This is a genomic window from Paenibacillus sp. KS-LC4, from assembly GCF_036894955.1.
GTDB lineage: Bacteria > Bacillota > Bacilli > Paenibacillales > Paenibacillaceae > Pristimantibacillus.
This window is the reverse complement of record NZ_CP145905.1, coordinates 2,607,380-2,622,846: the sequence shown is the minus strand read 5'-3', so window position 1 is coordinate 2,622,846 and position 15,467 is coordinate 2,607,380. Positions and strand designations below refer to the sequence as shown.

The window sequence follows — 15,467 nt, the reverse complement described above, 5'->3', positions numbered from 1 at the left end:
TCATTGTATCTGAATTATGAAAGCGTTTAATTGGACAGAATTAGACTGTTCGCTTGGACATTTTTAAACCAATTTGAATGTGATCCCATTTGTCCAACGTGCCCGGCTTGTCTAACCTGTCCAATATGCCCTCATTAAATCTCGCTGCCACGCCGCATTTCTCCTGGAGCAACACCGAAATGCTTTTTAAATACGCGGTAAAAATACGTTACATCCTCATAGCCTGCCATTTCTGCAACGGTTTTAATCGGCAATTTCTCATCAAGCAGCCACTCGCGCGCCTTCTCCATGCGAAGCTGCAACATATAATCGGTCATATTGCTGCCGTATTCCTGTTTAAAGGTTTTACTCAAATATTCCTTGCTAACGAAAAAAGCGCGAGCTACCTGCTCCAGTGAAATCGGCTCGGCAAACCGCGCCTCCATATACTGCCTAACCTCGTCCAAATTAAGCCGTTTTTTGAATTTTCGCTGCTGAATCAGCTGCTCCAGCGCCTCCTCATAACGGGCAGCCAGAAAAGCGGCTGCCTTCGCGCCTGAGGTGAGCTCCGCCCCGTCTCTTGCACCATCCATCGCATCGGCCTCCAATGAATTAGTCAGCAGCAGCTCTTTAAGCAGCAGCAGCAGCTCTTGGACGACACGCTCCAGCAGTTGGGGCTTGCCAGCGACACTGCTGTCCATATCGCTTGCCAGCTCTCCGAACAGCTCCAGCAGACCTTCGCGGTCCAGTTCGTTGAACCTTGCTCGCAGCCGCTGCTTAAGCTTTGTCAGCGACAATAGCCATTCGAGATCCAGCGTTAGCAAGCGCCGGCGCTCTTCCGCGGCTGCGAGCCCCGCTGCACATTTTGAAAGTACCGCGTTAAGCTCCTTCGGATCAATCGGCTTGAGCAAATAATCTACCGCTTGGCAGCGAATCGCGTGCTGCATATATTTGAAGTCATCATAGCCGCTGATGACGACAATTTGAATATGGGGCAAACGTTCATGCAGCTCATTCAGCAGCTTGACGCCATCCATGCCCGGCATTCTCATATCGGTAATAATGACCTGCGGCATTTGCTGCTCCGCAAGCCGCAGCGCCTCTTCCCCATCCTCCGCTTCGGCCACGATCTCCATGCCATGCTCCTCCCAACGGCCGAACGTCCTTACAATATCCCGGCCCCAGCTTTCATCGTCAACTAACATAACTTTAATCATGTATTTTCTCCCCTTGCGTGTCACTAGGTATACGAATCGTTATAAGCGTGCCGGCCCCCGCCTCACTATCTATCGTCAGTCCGTACGCTTTGCCAAAATGCATTTGCAGCCTTGAGGCTACATTGCCCAGCCCAATTCGCTCTCCGCGAGTCCAAACCTCTCCATCCCCGTAGCTGAGTCTTTGGCGAACTTCCCTCAGCCGCTCGGCGCTTATCCCTGCTCCATTATCCTTAATTGTAATAATGACGTCTGAGGATACGGACTGAGCTGCCTTCACACTCAGCTCCCAGCCACCAGGCTGCGAATCAAGTCCGTGCATAAACGCATTTTCCACAATGGGCTGCAGGGTCAGCTTCGGAATACGGCTGTGCAGCAGCTGCTCGTCCACCTCTAAGCTATATTGAAGCCGTGATTGAAAACGCTGCTGCTGAATGACCATGTAATTATTCATATGCTCTAGCTCCTGCTTCAGCGTAGCCAGAGCATCCGGCTCGCGAATAACATAACGGAACATTTCGCTGAGCGAGCGAATCGTTTCGTAGCTTTCAGCGGGCTTTTTGGAAAACAGCATGCTGCCGATCATTTGCAGCGTATTTTGTAAAAAATGCGGATTAATTTGCGCTTGCAGCGCCTTGAGCTCCGCTGTCTTTTTTTCCAAATTCATGCTGTATTCGCTCTTTATATGCTCTCTAATGCGATGCGACATATTATAAAATTTCGTCTCTAGCAGGCCAATTTCATCCATGCGCCCACTCGGCGGCTTATCTCCCTGTTTGATGAGGCTAAGCCCTTGCATCGAACGAGCAAGCAGCACAATCGGCCTTGCTGTGCGCCAAGCAAGCAGCACGGCAATAATAATAGCCGCCGCAACCGTTATCGCTCCAATCCATATTCCATAATGCATCGTCGCTTGTGCGCTTTGGTTAATCGCGCTCATTGGAATAATTTTGATCAGCTTCAGCTTCATCGGATCAATCGTATTGTAAAATACATATTCATCCGCTTTGCGCTCATAGCCGGGCTCTGTACCGCCCTTCACGATTTCCGCAGCCTGCTCGGGCGAAAGGGACTCGCTGCCCATTCGGTACAAAATTTCTCCGTCCGGGCCGGCAATAAGCACAGTTTGGTCCTTGGCCGGATTAAGCAGCGACAGCGTCTGGTCGAGAATCGCCCAGCGCACCTCCAGCGTTATACCGCCGAGAATTTCGCGGTTTTCGAACCGATTGATGCTGCGTATCAGCTGAAAACGATCGCCTTCCGGGCTGTTTTTAATCATAAAATCCTTTTGCTGATTAAACAGCTCATTGTAGGAATCAGGTATGCTTTCCAGCGTTTTAATTTGGTTCTGGTACGCATTCATCGTAAACAGCTTCCCGCTTCTTTTCAAATAAAGCTCAATGCCGGAAATATAATGATTGCCCGAATAAAAAAGCGAGGCCATCGCATCCTCAATGTTGCGCTGCGCCGAAAACTGGCTGGACAAGCCGGAATCCTCCTCGCTTGCGATATAATCACTCAGGTTCGGGTTAATGAGAACCGAATATAATAGACTGTTCATTTGCGAAAATTGTTCGCCGAGATAAATGCTCGTCCATTTCATATTAGACGCATTCGTCGCAACCAGCTCGGCCTCCATTGATTTGCGGTTATTATCCACGGCGAGCGCAGTAACGGCTACAATGGGCAGCGCCGATACAACAACCATAATTAAAATTAGCTTATTGCGTATGCTGCGCCGGAACGGATGCAGCATCGCACGATATATTTTTGACAACAGCCTCATGGCCCCTCCACCCCTGCCCTATATCATGTTAATAACGACAAAACAAACGCCATGCTTGAGCGCAAAGGCGTTTGTTCATTGTTTTTATATTATATACTAAGACAGCACAATCGTATGGAATGATTCCGGCTCCAGCTCAAAAATATACTCCGCTTTGCCATCCGACAGCTTCAGCTCTCTTGTATCCGTGTAAGGATTCGTGATGACAATGACTTTCGAGCCGTCTTCACGCTTGAAGGCTATAGCATGGCCGCTCCATGGACCTTGCAGCCCGATGCGCTGCGAGCCTGGCGCCACAAAATGGCTGAAATGCTTCATCACGTAATATTCGGGATTGTTTTTCGCCTGCTTCGTATCCGGTTCAACGGTGATCATCGCATTTTGCTCCCAGCCCCATGTGCTGCGTCCTTTCGGCTCCAGCGCCATATTCCAATAAATGTAGCTGTTCACGCCGTTGCTGAAATAATGCTGATATAGATGGAACACATATTTGGCGTACGCCCATGTGTTTTTGCCATCTCCGCATTCATTTTCCGTCTGCATATAACGCAGCTCTGGATAGCTCTGTGACGTCCGGGCAATCGCATATTTGCCTGCCCATTGGTAGCCGACTCCTTTAATGTACTTATAAGCTTCCGGATCGCTTAGCACGAGACCTGCATAAGCATCATAATCGTTCGTCGTCCCTTTCATCAGCTCCAGCCATGGATCGGGCGCATTAATCGTTCCGAGCCAAATTTCCGTATCCAGCCCATGCTGTTCAAAGGCAGGTCCCAAATAATCGCGGATAAACTCTCTAAGCTGCTCACCCGTCCATACGCAGGATGGAAACTTCTGATCGGCAACGACTTCATTTTGCACATGAATCTGATGGATCGTAATGCCTTCCTCTTGGTAAGCCTGAACGAATTTGACGAAATACAGCGCATAGGCTTCCAGAATATCCTTCTCCCAGCGCAGCGTTCCGTAATTATAAGCCCTCGGCGTCTTCATCCACGTCGGCGGACTCCATGGCGAAGCGAACAGCTTCAGGTCAGGATTTAGCGCCAGCGCTTCTTTTATATAAGGAATCAAGTACTTGCGGTCGCGTTCAATGGAAAAATGCTCCATCGCCACGTCCCCGTCCGTTTCATTCAAGCTGTACCACTCCAGCGCATAGTCGCTTGCGCCGATAGGCAGGCGGCAAATGCTAAAGCGCTGCTCGCCTTCGGGATGGAACAGCTCGTGCATGACCGCAGCACGTTCTTCCTCCGATAAGTGGCTCAGTGCAGTGAAGCCCAGCTCATTAAAGCAGCCGCCAAAGCCCTCCACCGTTTGGTATACGCTTTCAGTTATCGCCAAGTTAGCTAGAGCAGGTGAAAAGGCGCGTGATTCCGTGCTTTTCTCCGTCCAGCTCGCTGTTTGTGTGCTTGAAAACCATTTTGCCGTTTGTCCCATATCGACAACCCCTATCGTTTCATCACTTTTGGTTGTTGCATTAGCTTGCCCTCTTAGTATAAATTAAATAGAATAAATCGCCGATTGTTCAAACAACGTGAAATTTACCCAAATCAAAGGTGGTTTGCCTTATGGATAACGAAGTGACACTTTCACCGTGGCTTCAAAATGTGCGCTTCCTGCCTGCTATTGACTGGAACATTAAGTTTTTCGGAGCGCATGAGCAGCGCGTGGACAAGCATTGGCAGATGCCGCTGGAATCCCATATTGGCTTTGAAATGATTTTTATTCAGGAGGGTGCGCAGGAAACGTGCATTGGCGAAAGCCTATATCAGTTGAGCGCCGGCGACTTTCTGCTTATTCCACCCGGCTTTAAGCATAAGAGCCGCTGCGTTTCGGAGGCGGGCATGGCTTATTTTTGCGCCCACTTTAATGTGGATGATCCGGCCTTTCGCCAAGAAATGATTCGGAATGGCCGCCTGCTGTTTCCTGCGGGAAGCGCTGATTCTGAGCGCCTGCTGCCTATTTTGAAGCAATGGATTGCAATGCTTAGACGGGGAGGCGGCTACACGACAGCGGATCGCTTTCGGCTGCAAGCAGATTTGTTTGAGCTGTTCGGACTGTTAGTCAGCACGATCTGTTTGCCGGAGGAGGAGGAGCTGGCAGCTATGCCGCCAGCATCCGTTCAATATGCCAAAGCGATTGCCGAGGCGATCAAGGGGAATTTTGACCCGCATAAGCTTCCCGGCGAGCCTGTGGCGGAGAGCTCTTTTTCCATTGAGGACATTATGCGCTCGCTAGGTATTAGCTCGGGCTATGGGCTTGAGGTGTTTCGCAAAGTGTACGGCCTTTCGCCACGGCAGTTTTTATCTGAGCTCAAGCTGCAGGAGGCTAAGGTGCTCATTCGCCAGCCTGAGCTTTCGCTGAAGGAAATTGGCTTGCGGCTGGGCTATTCCCAGCTGTCGCATTTCAGCAGGCAATTCAAGCGCTGGACCGGCATGAGCCCGCTCGATTACCGCCAGCAACATTTTCAGCTGTAACGGCGCGGCGCGAAAATGCGCTTAACAGCGGTCGCCTGTCAGCACGAATAAGATCATAATGGTGCCTTTCTTGGAGCCTGCTTGAATCTCTTTTGGATCTGCTTTTGGATCTCTTTTGGATCTCTTTTGGATCTCTTTTGGATCTCTTTTGGATCTCTTTTGGATCTCTTTTGGATCTCTTTTGGATCTCTTTTGGATCTCTTTTTAGAATCTTTTTAGATCCTCTTTTTTGGACCTATTTTTGGGCCTGCTTTTGGAGGACAGAGGTTCCGCTATTTCAGCTTTTTTTGTGATTTAAAAAGGTAAGCGGACAGGAAATCCCTTATCGGTCTCAATATCTCGGCAAAACAGTGATTCGAGAAGCAATAGGTGCTTCTGTGTCCGCGAGGCATCACTTCAATGGCTTGCTTGAGGAAATAGCGGATTTGGTGTCCGCCATAATGGATAATTCTCCAAACCAACGCTCGCAGAGCTTATTATGCACAATAAGGCGCAAGGTTTTCGCTGCTGCGAAAGCCCTGCGCCTTATTTATTCCCGTTCAACTAGCGACATGATTAAGCGCCCGAAGCCTTAAGCAGCCACCTAGTCCTTCACATATGGTTTTTGCAGCTTTTTCATACCGTGTTTGCAGTTGCAGACTCGATCTGCTCTACCTGCCCTACCCTAGCAGTCCGTCCTGAAAAGCAATAACCTGATTAGCCCCTGCCGACTCGTACGCCCCGGCCAGCAATGAAACCGTATGCAAATTGTCATATGCGCTATTTTCAGCTTCTACACCTGTCTCCAACCAGACAAGCAGCTGATTGAGGCCATCAAATATCGCCTCCTCAATTGGCAGCGCATGCTCCCATGTCTGCACCGGCTGCGGATTCCAGTTCGGCTCACCACTCGGGTCGCGGCGATACAGCCCGATTGTATCAGACGAAGTGCTGAGCACGCCTTCGCTGCCAAGCACGACAAGATCATTTTTAGGAAACGGACTGGAGAAGCTTTGGGTAAAATGGGCGCGCACGCCGTTCTCAAATGTCATTAGCACCGTCGCATCCGTCTCGCCTAAGCAATCGACCGCCTCCGAGGAGTAGGCGCTGCAATAAATGGAGGTCGCCTTCGCATCCGCCACTCGGCGCATGCCGTCAAACCAATGAATCGCCATGACGGACAAAGCGTGACGCTCCGTATGAATCCGCCAGCCTGCATCCTGCCGATAGAACAAGGAGTCAAACTGAATGGCCTCCAGCTTGCCAATTACGCCTGCTTTGACCAAATCGCGAATAAAATCAAATTTATGATGCTTGCGGAAATTTTGATTGATGCATACCGGAACGTTCTGCCGCTTAGCGAGCTCTGCTATTTGCTGCGCCTCGGCAAACGTGTCAGCGAAAGGCTTTTCCAAAAATACCGGAATGCCCGCTTCCAGCAGCGGCTGCATAATGCTTCCGCGTATCGTCGAGGGGGTACAGACTACTGCGGCATCCAGCCCGCTATGCGCCAGCATTTCCGTAAGCTTCGTATATCTCCCTGGAATGCCGAACTCCTCGGCGCGCTCTTGAACAGCCGCTTCGCTTGGATCGCAAATCGCAACGACCTCCACGCGATCCCGATGATTAGCGTAACCTCTCAAATGCAGCCGCGTGACTGCTCCTGCACCGACAAAGCCAATTTTATATTTTTTCATTCCGCCACTCTCCCGACACCTGATTTCATGAACTGCAAGCATTGCTGCATGCCCGCTGCAATTTCCCCGCCGCTTTCCTCATCCGCCGACATCCAGCCCGTATAGCCTATTCGCTGCACCTCTGTCATAATCGGCTGAAAATCAATGGAGCCCTCTCCCAAAATCCGATATTCGCCAGCCGCAAAATCCTTCATATGAAAATTATTGATAAAGGGCGCAAAGCTGCGAATGACCTCCGCCACATCGGAAATGCCCGACTTCACGAGATGCGCCGTGTCGATCGTTAGCCCAACCCCATCCTCGGGCCGCAGCTCGTTGAAAAAAACATCAAAATCCGCCCGGTGCATGACCGGCTGATCGTAATGATGATGCAGCGACAGCTGAAGTCCGCTAGCTTGCGCCTCCTTGCCCAGCTCCGCGAACAGCCGCGCAAAGCTGGCGATTGCTTCCTCCTCCAGCCCCGCCCTCGGAACGCTGTGACAGTAGACGATCAGCTCCGTGCCCACCTGCTGCCCAAACCGAAAAATGCGGCGCAGCTCATTCTTGCTGTCATCGCTAAGCAGCGTGCCTCCCGTAATAAGTGCCGATGCGAGGCCCGGCCGCTGTCCCCAGCGTTCCATAAACCGCTCCGCCTCCTGCACATAGGGCATATATTGATTCCATTTGAGCTGCAAGCCCTCATAGCCTGCCGCCTGATAGCCATGTATGAGCGCTTCCTCTTCCGCTGTCCCCGCTGTTGGCCGGGAAAAAGCATACCGGATTGCCACCTTCTCATCCTCCCTGCATCCTGCATTTTACGTTGTGCCTTGTACGTTCTGCATCATACTTTCTGCACCATGCGCTCTTCTGCCTTGTACGTTCTGTATCATACTTTCTGCACCATGCGCTCTTCTGCCTTGTACGTTCTGTATCGCACGTTCTGCTTGAACAAGCTGAGCTGTTCCATGCTGCTCCTACTAGGTCAACAGGCGCTCGCACGGCGACTCTATTCGCCCACCGTCTGCCGATCGACTGCCGAATATGCAATGATCATCCGGCACGGCTCCCAGCTCGTAACCTTGGCATGATGCGGCACATTTTGCGGAATGCGCAGCGCCATGCCTGGCTTCAGATGATGCATTTCATCCCCTAGCGAATGATCGCATTCGCCCGACAGCACAAAAATAATTTCCTCGCAGTTCGGATGCCGATGGCGGCCATTTTCCTCGCCTGCGTTAATGTAAACCTGCCCAAATGTCATTTGGCCCTCCGGGTCGATTTCATGGCCATATAGCCATGCTATTTTGCCCCAGCCCATATCCAGCACATGCTGCTCCTCATTCAAATCCGCCGCTTTAACCATACTGTCCCTCCTTGTTTCGTGCAGCCTTCCATGCTCTGGCGCTTCCATTGCTCGTCGCCTGTTCACTTCCAGCACTTAGCTCAAGGTGATTGCAGGTTTATTTTAATTCAACTAAGTTGAATTATCAACAACTTTATTGAACCATTTTCAACTTAGTCTATTTATGATACGATAGAGGGCAAGTATGACAAATAAAGGTGTGTGACTGATGAGCCTCGGCAAAAGAATCCGGCTGATCCGCATGGAACAGAAGCGGACGCAGGAAGAAATCGCAAAACAGTGCGGCTTTACGAAGAGTCTCCTGTCCAAAATTGAAAACGATCTATCCGCTCCTCCGGTGGCGACACTGATGAAAATTGCCGGAGCTTTAGGCGTCCGGGTGTCCGACCTGATTGAGGAGCAGAGCGCCAATGCGACCGTATTCAATTCTAGCCTGCAGTACAGCGATAAAGACAGCTGGCTACGGACAGACAGAGGGTATTCCTTCTACGCGTTTGCCAGCGAGCGCAGAGACAAGCTGGTCCAGCCTTATTTGATTACAGCCCGCAAAGGCGAGGTCAAGCCGCACGGCTTCTCCCATGAGGGGGAGGAGTTTATTTATATGATCAGCGGCGAGATGACCTATAAGGTTGGTGCGACTGAATATTCGCTGCATCCGGGGGATACGCTTTATTTCAATTCGCTGGAGGAGCATCTCCTCTGCCCTGTATCGGACGAGGTGACGTATATGGCTATCTTCACGCAAAAATCACTGGAGCAATAGCGGCTGCGGCCAGAGCCTGGCATTTACTTTTTCAATGAAAACGGAGGAATCAGAGTATGAAATACAGACGCGTTGGTTCAAGCGGCATTAAAGTAAGCGAAATCGGTCTTGGAAGCTGGCTCACTTATGGTACAGCTACCGAGCAGAAGGCGGCTGACGCTTGCATTCAGCAAGCCTTTGAAAGCGGCATCAATTTCTTCGATACTTCCAATGCCTATAACCGCGGCGAGGGTGAGCGGGCACTAGGCGCTGCCCTGCGGCCTTTCGAGCGCTCAAGCTACGTGCTTTCGACGAAGGTCTTTTTCAATATGGGTGACGGCCCCAATGACGGCGGCTTATCGCGCAAGCATATTATGGAGCAATGTGACGCCAGCTTGAAGCGTCTCGGCACGGACTATATTGATATTTATTTTTGCCATCGCTATGATCAGAATGCCCCGCTGGAAGAGACGCTGCGGGCGCTGGACGATTTGACCGCACAGGGCAAAATTTTGTATTCCGCTGTCAGCGAATGGAGCGCCGCTCAAATCGCCGATGCGACCGGCATTGCAAAGCGGCTAAACCTGCGTCCGCTCATTTCCAACCAGCCGATCTACAATATGTTTGAGCGATATATCGAGCAGGAAGTCATCCCTGTCAGCGAGCGGGAAGGCATTGGCCAGATCGTCTTTTCCCCGCTGGCGCAAGGCATTCTGACCGGAAAGTACAGAAAAGGCCAGCAATTGCCTACAGATAGCCGTGCTGCCAATGATTCGATCAACCATGTGCTGAAAAGCTATTTGCGGGACGATGTCCTTGACTGCGTAGACCAGCTCGATGGATTGGCTAGCCAGCTTGGCGTCTCGATTTCCCAGCTGGCGCTGGCCTGGGTACTGCGCTTGCCCGGCATCAGCTCCGCGCTAATTGGCGCGAGCCGTCCGCAGCAAATCGTCGAAAACGTCAAAGCTGTGGAGTTGGAGCTTTCGGCAGATGTTGTGCAGGAAATCGAAGCTATATTGGAGCAAGTGAAGCATTTTGCGCCGCTTAGGTAGCATTTGCAGCTACTTGTGCTAAAATCTGTATTTTGCAGGATTTATTCAAAAAAAAGAACCCCCTTCCTTGATCAAGCAGCGTTCGGCTTGCCGAAGCTGCTATTCCTCGGGAGAGGGGCTTTTTTTCATTTAGAAAGCGACGTGCTTCCTGCTCTTTCTCGCCTCGTTCATCCTATTCTGGCAAGCTCTCCTGCTCAAAGGTCAGGATCAATTCCTTTGGTTTCTTTACCTAGAAAGGCAACGGCCAGCGCACCGCATACGATCGCTGCAAAGAAAATGATGAACACCGTTTGTATCGACGTTCCTCCTGCCACAAGCATCCCCACCATATAAGGGCCGATGATGCCCCCGATCCGGCCGAAGGAAGCGGCAAAGCCTGCTCCCGTTGCCCGCACCGCCGTCGGATATTGCTCCGGCGTGTAAGCGTACATGGCTCCCCACGCACCAAGGTTGAAGAAGGAAAGACAAGCTCCGGCAGCCAGCAGCATGCCTTGTGTCGTCGCGCTGCCAAACCAGATGGCGCTTGCCGCCGTCAGCAGCAAATAGGTGACCAGCACAAATTTACGCCCCAGCTTCTCGATGAAATAGGCTGCTGTAAAATAGCCCGGAAGCTGCGCCAGTGTAATGAGCAGCACATATTGAAAGCTTTTGACCAGCCCGAAGCCCTTCAGCACCATCACGGTCGGCAGCCACAGAAACATGCCGTAATACGAGAAGACGACCGTCAGCCACAGCAGCCACAGCATAATCGTCGAGCGGCGATGCTTCGGTGACCATATCGCCGCCAGCCGCTGGCGCAGCGGCAAAACCTTCCCCTTTTGCGCCACATAGCGCGGTGAATCCTCAATCGCTCTTCGCAAATACAGCGCGTACAGCGCCGGAACCGCTCCAATAATAAATGCTGCTCGCCAGCCATAAGCCGGAATAACAAAATACGAGACGAGCGCGGCGACAATCCAGCCGCCTGCCCAGAAGCTTTCCAGAAGCACAATCGCTCTCCCTCGATCCTTAACGGGAACCGACTCGGATACGAGTGTCGAAGCGACGGGCAGCTCGCCGCCAAGTCCGAAGCCGCCTGCGAACCGCAAAATACATAGCACAGTAAAGGTGCCCGCCAACGCCGACAAGCCGCTCGCCGCCGAGAAGATGAGCAGCGTCCACAGCAAAATGGTCCGGCGACCGTAGCGGTCCGCCAGCGCCCCCGCCGCTGCCGCTCCCACCGCCATGCCGATGGAATTAATCGCAGTCAGCTGTCCGATTTGCTCGGTGCCAAGCCCCCACTCTACGCTTAGCGCAGCCACGATAAAGGACAGCATGCCGACGTCCATGGCATCGAACATCCAACTGAGCCCGGCGCTGAACAGCAATTTGCGTTGTTTTTTGTCTTGCAGCAAAGATGCCTGTTTCATTTTGCTCTAACCCCTTATGTAAGCATATGATTTATTTATCATCGCATCTTCTGACTTATTGGACAAGCCTCATTATTATAACCACCCCTCAGAACGTTAGCCCCTCTCCCTTCCCGCAGAAATTCAAGCTGGTCGAAATTACCTGTCTGCAAAACCTTGCATAGAGAACGTACATTCGGTATATAATACGTAATACGAATACACGTTCGCGTCATGGTGGTGTAGCTATGAGTGTCCATTCAATTATCGAAACGGAAGAGGATTTAATCATCATTAAAAAGCATACCCTGCTGCCAATCCTTCTCGAAATGCTAGCTAGAGACATCAACGAATTAAAAATGTATCGGAACAAAATGATTTACAATCATATCCTTTTTTATCTCAATGAAATCGAACAAAGCATCTATCTTGAATTGCAAAGCATTAAGAAAAAAATGAGAGAGCGAAATATTAAAGCGCTGAATACCGAAATGAATGCGCGCGGGGTCCATGTTGAATATAAGGTTCGCGGTTATACCCATCATTTCACCATGCTGAGAAGCTTAGTGAAGGCTGAGCTAATGACCATGCTGATGAATATGCGGAGGCGATTGGAATGAAGGAAGCAGCTGAAAGGGTTATATTGCTCGCGGATTGTCAAAGTTTTTACGCAAGTATTGAGAAAGCCAGCCATCCGGAGTGTAAAAATAAACCCGTTGTTGTGGCTGGCTCTGTTGAGCGCCGCTCAGGCATTATTTTAGCGGCTTGCCCCATCGCCAAGCAATACGGCATAACGACAGCCGAACGGCTCGGAATCGCTTTAAATAAATGTCCGGAGCTCGTCGTCCTGCGCCCCCGCATGCAGCATTATATCGACGCCTCTATGATGATTACGGGCATTTATGAGGAGTTTACGAATCTCGTTGAAGTTTTCAGCATAGATGAGCAGTTTCTGGACATTACGGCAAGCCTCCCGCTTTTCGGAGACCCTGTTACGATAGCTAAAGCTCTTCAGCAGAAGGTTCTCCAGCAGACAGGGGTGTGGATAAGAATCGGCATAAGCTCCAATAAAATGCTCGCTAAAATGGCGACGGACATCTGGGCAAAAAAGAATAAGGACGGCATCTTCACCCTCCCTAAAACAGAAGTCGAAGCTTTGCTGTGGCCGCAGCCGGTTCATAAAATGTTTGGAGTCGGCTCACGCATGACCACCCATTTCACTCGTCTTGGCATGCATACAATAGGCGATATTGCCAGAACGCCGCTTCCGCGTCTGAGGGATCGGCTGCGCTTTCGCTTTGGCAAGCAATCCGATATTCAGGCCGAGGTGCTGTGGCGAACGGCCAACGGCATCGACGATAGCCCGGTAACACCGGAAACCTTCAATACCCCGCCAAAATCGGTTGGCCATATGATGACGCTGCCCAGAGATTATATCGAGCCTTGGGAGGTAGATACCGTTTTATTAGAGCTGACGGAGGAGGTTTGCCGCGATTGCCGTCGCAAAAAATATATGGGCCATGTCGTCACGGTCAACTGCATGTGCAGTCCCTACGAAGCGCCCACCGGATTTTCGCGCCAAATGAAGCTGCTCGATCCCACAAACCATACAAAAACGGTTTTTGAAGCGGTGAAGCAGCTCTTTTATAAATTTTGGGATGGTATGCCTGTGCGCCGGGTCGGTGTGACCATCAGCCAGCTCATGGACGATCAAAGCTATCAGCTCACCCTCTTTGATGATCAGATCAAGCTTAGAGCGCTGGAGAAAGTGACAGACAGCATCAAAAATCGCTATGGGAGCACTGCCATTGTCAGAGCTTCATCCCTAACTGCCGCCGGGCAAGCAGCGGATAGATCCTTAAAAATCGGAGGGCATTACAAATGAGCAAAAAATTGGAGAAAAACGGACTCTGGGAATCTAGCCGAATGATGCTCCCACAGCATAAGGAGGCTTTTCAGAACAGATTTCGAAATACGGCTATTCCGCCTGCTCGTCCAACATCAGAAGAAATTCATATGATGAAGGATTATGTATTGCTGCCGATCATGCACGCAATCATCGTCAAAAAAGCTCATGAGGCAGAGCAATCCTTCGAAACGCTAAGACTGCTCTATGCTAAAGCTGCCCAATTGCTGGCTAGAAATGTCGAGCATGACCTAACCCAATTAAAGAGAGCATTGACGGAGAAAAATATCCGCGTTTTTGAAGAGGAGAAAAACCATCAAGAGGCCCGTTACCGCTATATTTGCCGGGAATATGAAGATCATTTCATCATCACCCGGGACTATATGCGCGCCGAGATAAGCCTCCGAATCGTACGTTATGTGGACGGTCTTGTAGCAGCTATGGCAGGCGCTGGAAAGGCAAATTAAGCCCCGCTAAGGCTTCCACTGCTGAGAAGCCAGCACAGCTAGTTCAATTTTGTTCAGCAGCAGGCTGTATTCATTGGTCATTTCAAAAGAATGCGGCAGCGGCAGCTTTTGAAAATAGGGAAGCACCTGTGCTGCCTGCCGGAACCAATCGCCAGGCTCCGGCGCCTCAACCGCCCGATCGGGCCAGACGCTGCTTAGCTCCGGGCTGAATAAAGGCGCTGCATCAGGTGCAAGCCGTCTCCCCGCTAGCCGCTCCTTGTAAGGCCTCTTTGGCGGGTCACGCCTGATTGCCGCAAACAAATGAGAGGCATAATCCGCACGTGAACCCGTGTGACGGGTAGCCTGCGCGAAAGCAAAGGCGCCGCTATGCACCTCCGGCACAGCAAAAAGCAGCGTATACAGCCGTTTGCCAAACTCGATTCGTTCCTTCAGATTGTCGAAGCTTTCCAAAATTAGCCCCGCAAGCTTCATCTCCTCACCACCGGGCCGATAGCAAAACAGAACCGCATTAAGCTGCAATAATGACTGCAAGCCGAAAAAAAATGTATCCAGCACCTCCTTGCGGAAAAAAGGATGCTGCACAATTCGCTTTTCAATGTAATTTTGCTCATTTACAATAAGGGCAACCGTCAAAACGGCAGAGTCGCCGCTCTCCCAAAACATTTGCCAAACCGGGACCATAAAGCGGGACACACCTAGCTGCGGCAGCAAATGAAACAACGGACGCCCCGCTTTGCAGCTTGCCTCGTACAGCAGCAGCTGCGGATAAGCGTCCTGAAAGATGAGCGCATTCGCCCGCTCCAAAAAGCGGAATACAGCCTCACGCGCTGATCGGCCAAGTAAGTACGGCAGCCACTCCCCCTGCAAATCGGTCATATTCCAACCGCCATTGCGTGAAACCAAATGGGCAAGCAGCGCCCAGTGCAACTCCGGGCAACGTTTATACATCGCCAAATATGCTTCCGTTCTCGTCACATTGTTGCGGTTCAGACGAACAGCATCTGCCCGAATCGCGGCAAGCAGCATATGATCGGCTGCGTCCGCAGCCGCAGCAGCGCTCTCGGTGTCGTCAAAATGGCCATTTGCATTAGCATTGGAGCTGCCACCCTCCTGCTTCTGCTCAAGCTCCAGTTCCAGCTGCGTCCATGAGGCTGCAAGTTTAGAGACGATTGCAGGCTGCATAATAAGCGGGCGCGCTTTTGCAGCCATTTTTTGCGACTCGCCAAAGCTATGCCACTTGCCAACCGCATACTGCCAAGCATCTGCTGGCAGCTGGATGCAGCGCAGAAGCCACGCTCTAAACCTGCTCCCAAGCTTTCCTTCTGCACCTCCCATGAGCACTCCTCCATCCTTAACCACTAACTTCCTATTCCAAGAGCTGCAATTATGCTAAAAAGAAAGTATTTCCGGAAAAGAACAGCAGTATCCGCGAGCGACT

14 protein-coding genes are annotated in these 15,467 nt (G+C 51.1%); 6 read left to right on the top strand and 8 right to left on the bottom strand.

Annotation, left to right across the window (positions count from 1 at the left end):
• Positions 1-134: 134 nt before the first annotated feature.
• From V5J77_RS11225 to V5J77_RS11215, 3 genes are all read right to left on the bottom strand, one after another.
• The gene (locus V5J77_RS11225; protein WP_338555845.1) at positions 135-1,196 is read right to left on the bottom strand and encodes a response regulator; all 1,062 of its coding nucleotides are present in this window, start codon (positions 1,194-1,196) and stop codon (positions 135-137) included.
• The gene (locus V5J77_RS11220; protein WP_338555844.1) at positions 1,189-2,979 is read right to left on the bottom strand and encodes a sensor histidine kinase; all 1,791 of its coding nucleotides are present in this window, start codon (positions 2,977-2,979) and stop codon (positions 1,189-1,191) included. The genes V5J77_RS11225 and V5J77_RS11220 overlap by 8 nt, the downstream gene beginning before the upstream one ends.
• 96 nt (positions 2,980-3,075) lie before the next feature.
• A complete protein-coding gene (locus V5J77_RS11215; RefSeq protein ID WP_338555843.1) occupies positions 3,076-4,416 on the bottom strand; it encodes a glycoside hydrolase family 30 protein in 1,341 nt (446 codons plus the stop codon).
• Between the two features lie 131 nt (positions 4,417-4,547).
• On the opposite strand from V5J77_RS11215, the gene V5J77_RS11210 reads away from it, so the two are divergent.
• Positions 4,548-5,456, top strand: coding sequence for an AraC family transcriptional regulator (locus V5J77_RS11210; protein WP_338555842.1), 909 nt, complete (start codon positions 4,548-4,550; stop codon positions 5,454-5,456).
• Positions 5,457-6,115: 659 nt separating this feature from the next.
• On the opposite strand, the gene V5J77_RS11205 is transcribed toward V5J77_RS11210, so the two are convergent.
• The 3 genes from V5J77_RS11205 to V5J77_RS11195 form a co-directional block, all read right to left on the bottom strand.
• A complete protein-coding gene (locus V5J77_RS11205) occupies positions 6,116-7,132 on the bottom strand; it encodes a Gfo/Idh/MocA family oxidoreductase (protein WP_338555841.1) in 1,017 nt (338 codons plus the stop codon).
• Positions 7,129-7,899, bottom strand: coding sequence for a sugar phosphate isomerase/epimerase (locus V5J77_RS11200; RefSeq protein WP_338555840.1), 771 nt, complete (start codon positions 7,897-7,899; stop codon positions 7,129-7,131). The genes V5J77_RS11205 and V5J77_RS11200 overlap by 4 nt, the downstream gene beginning before the upstream one ends.
• A gap of 218 nt (positions 7,900-8,117) precedes the next feature.
• Positions 8,118-8,474 carry a cupin domain-containing protein gene (locus V5J77_RS11195; RefSeq protein WP_338555839.1) on the bottom strand — a complete coding sequence of 119 codons (357 nt, stop codon included), beginning with the start codon at positions 8,472-8,474 and terminating at the stop codon, positions 8,118-8,120.
• Between the two features lie 208 nt (positions 8,475-8,682).
• Here V5J77_RS11195 and V5J77_RS11190 point away from each other — a divergent pair, with 208 nt between their 5' ends.
• Both V5J77_RS11190 and V5J77_RS11185 read left to right on the top strand, forming a co-directional pair.
• Complete coding sequence (locus tag V5J77_RS11190) at positions 8,683-9,237, top strand: XRE family transcriptional regulator (RefSeq protein WP_056038465.1); 555 nt, start codon at positions 8,683-8,685, stop codon at positions 9,235-9,237.
• A gap of 56 nt (positions 9,238-9,293) precedes the next feature.
• On the top strand, positions 9,294-10,268 hold the full coding sequence (locus V5J77_RS11185) for an aldo/keto reductase family protein (RefSeq protein WP_338555838.1): 975 nt from the start codon (positions 9,294-9,296) through the stop codon (positions 10,266-10,268).
• A 194-nt stretch (positions 10,269-10,462) separates the two neighbouring features.
• Here the strand turns inward: V5J77_RS11185 and V5J77_RS11180 are convergent, their stop codons facing one another.
• Positions 10,463-11,677 carry an MFS transporter gene (locus V5J77_RS11180; RefSeq protein ID WP_338555837.1) on the bottom strand — a complete coding sequence of 405 codons (1,215 nt, stop codon included), beginning with the start codon at positions 11,675-11,677 and terminating at the stop codon, positions 10,463-10,465.
• Between the two features lie 227 nt (positions 11,678-11,904).
• Here V5J77_RS11180 and V5J77_RS11175 point away from each other — a divergent pair, with 227 nt between their 5' ends.
• From V5J77_RS11175 to V5J77_RS11165, 3 genes are read left to right on the top strand one after another with little or no spacing between them, the layout of a single operon-like run.
• On the top strand, positions 11,905-12,276 hold the full coding sequence (locus V5J77_RS11175; RefSeq protein ID WP_338555836.1) for a hypothetical protein: 372 nt from the start codon (positions 11,905-11,907) through the stop codon (positions 12,274-12,276).
• Positions 12,273-13,541, top strand: coding sequence for a DNA polymerase IV (locus tag V5J77_RS11170; RefSeq protein WP_338555835.1), 1,269 nt, complete (start codon positions 12,273-12,275; stop codon positions 13,539-13,541). The genes V5J77_RS11175 and V5J77_RS11170 overlap by 4 nt, the downstream gene beginning before the upstream one ends.
• Positions 13,538-14,029 (top strand): hypothetical protein, encoded by a 492-nt coding sequence (locus V5J77_RS11165; RefSeq protein ID WP_338555834.1) that lies wholly within the window; start codon positions 13,538-13,540, stop codon positions 14,027-14,029. The genes V5J77_RS11170 and V5J77_RS11165 overlap by 4 nt, the downstream gene beginning before the upstream one ends.
• Positions 14,030-14,035: 6 nt before the next feature.
• Here the strand turns inward: V5J77_RS11165 and V5J77_RS11160 are convergent, their stop codons facing one another.
• On the bottom strand, positions 14,036-15,364 hold the full coding sequence (locus tag V5J77_RS11160; protein ID WP_338555833.1) for a DUF2515 domain-containing protein: 1,329 nt from the start codon (positions 15,362-15,364) through the stop codon (positions 14,036-14,038).
• Positions 15,365-15,467: the final 103 nt, after the last annotated feature.

Bases quoted from the DNA above. Each gene is read 5' to 3' on its own strand.
- V5J77_RS11220 (WP_338555844.1), bottom strand. From the start codon at position 2,979: ATGAGGCTGTTGTCAAAAATATATCGTGCGATGCTGCATCCGTTCCGG.
- V5J77_RS11165 (WP_338555834.1), top strand. From the start codon at position 13,538: ATGAGCAAAAAATTGGAGAAAAACGGACTCTGGGAATCTAGCCGAATG.
- V5J77_RS11160 (WP_338555833.1), bottom strand. From the start codon at position 15,364: ATGGGAGGTGCAGAAGGAAAGCTTGGGAGCAGGTTTAGAGCGTGGCTT.
- V5J77_RS11210 (WP_338555842.1), top strand. From the start codon at position 4,548: ATGGATAACGAAGTGACACTTTCACCGTGGCTTCAAAATGTGCGCTTC.
- V5J77_RS11175 (WP_338555836.1), top strand. From the start codon at position 11,905: ATGAGTGTCCATTCAATTATCGAAACGGAAGAGGATTTAATCATCATT.
- V5J77_RS11190 (WP_056038465.1), top strand. From the start codon at position 8,683: ATGAGCCTCGGCAAAAGAATCCGGCTGATCCGCATGGAACAGAAGCGG.
- V5J77_RS11225 (WP_338555845.1), bottom strand. From the start codon at position 1,196: ATGATTAAAGTTATGTTAGTTGACGATGAAAGCTGGGGCCGGGATATT.
- V5J77_RS11195 (WP_338555839.1), bottom strand. From the start codon at position 8,474: ATGGTTAAAGCGGCGGATTTGAATGAGGAGCAGCATGTGCTGGATATG.
- V5J77_RS11170 (WP_338555835.1), top strand. From the start codon at position 12,273: ATGAAGGAAGCAGCTGAAAGGGTTATATTGCTCGCGGATTGTCAAAGT.
- V5J77_RS11205 (WP_338555841.1), bottom strand. From the start codon at position 7,132: ATGAAAAAATATAAAATTGGCTTTGTCGGTGCAGGAGCAGTCACGCGG.
- V5J77_RS11215 (WP_338555843.1), bottom strand. From the start codon at position 4,416: ATGGGACAAACGGCAAAATGGTTTTCAAGCACACAAACAGCGAGCTGG.
- V5J77_RS11180 (WP_338555837.1), bottom strand. From the start codon at position 11,677: ATGAAACAGGCATCTTTGCTGCAAGACAAAAAACAACGCAAATTGCTG.
- V5J77_RS11185 (WP_338555838.1), top strand. From the start codon at position 9,294: ATGAAATACAGACGCGTTGGTTCAAGCGGCATTAAAGTAAGCGAAATC.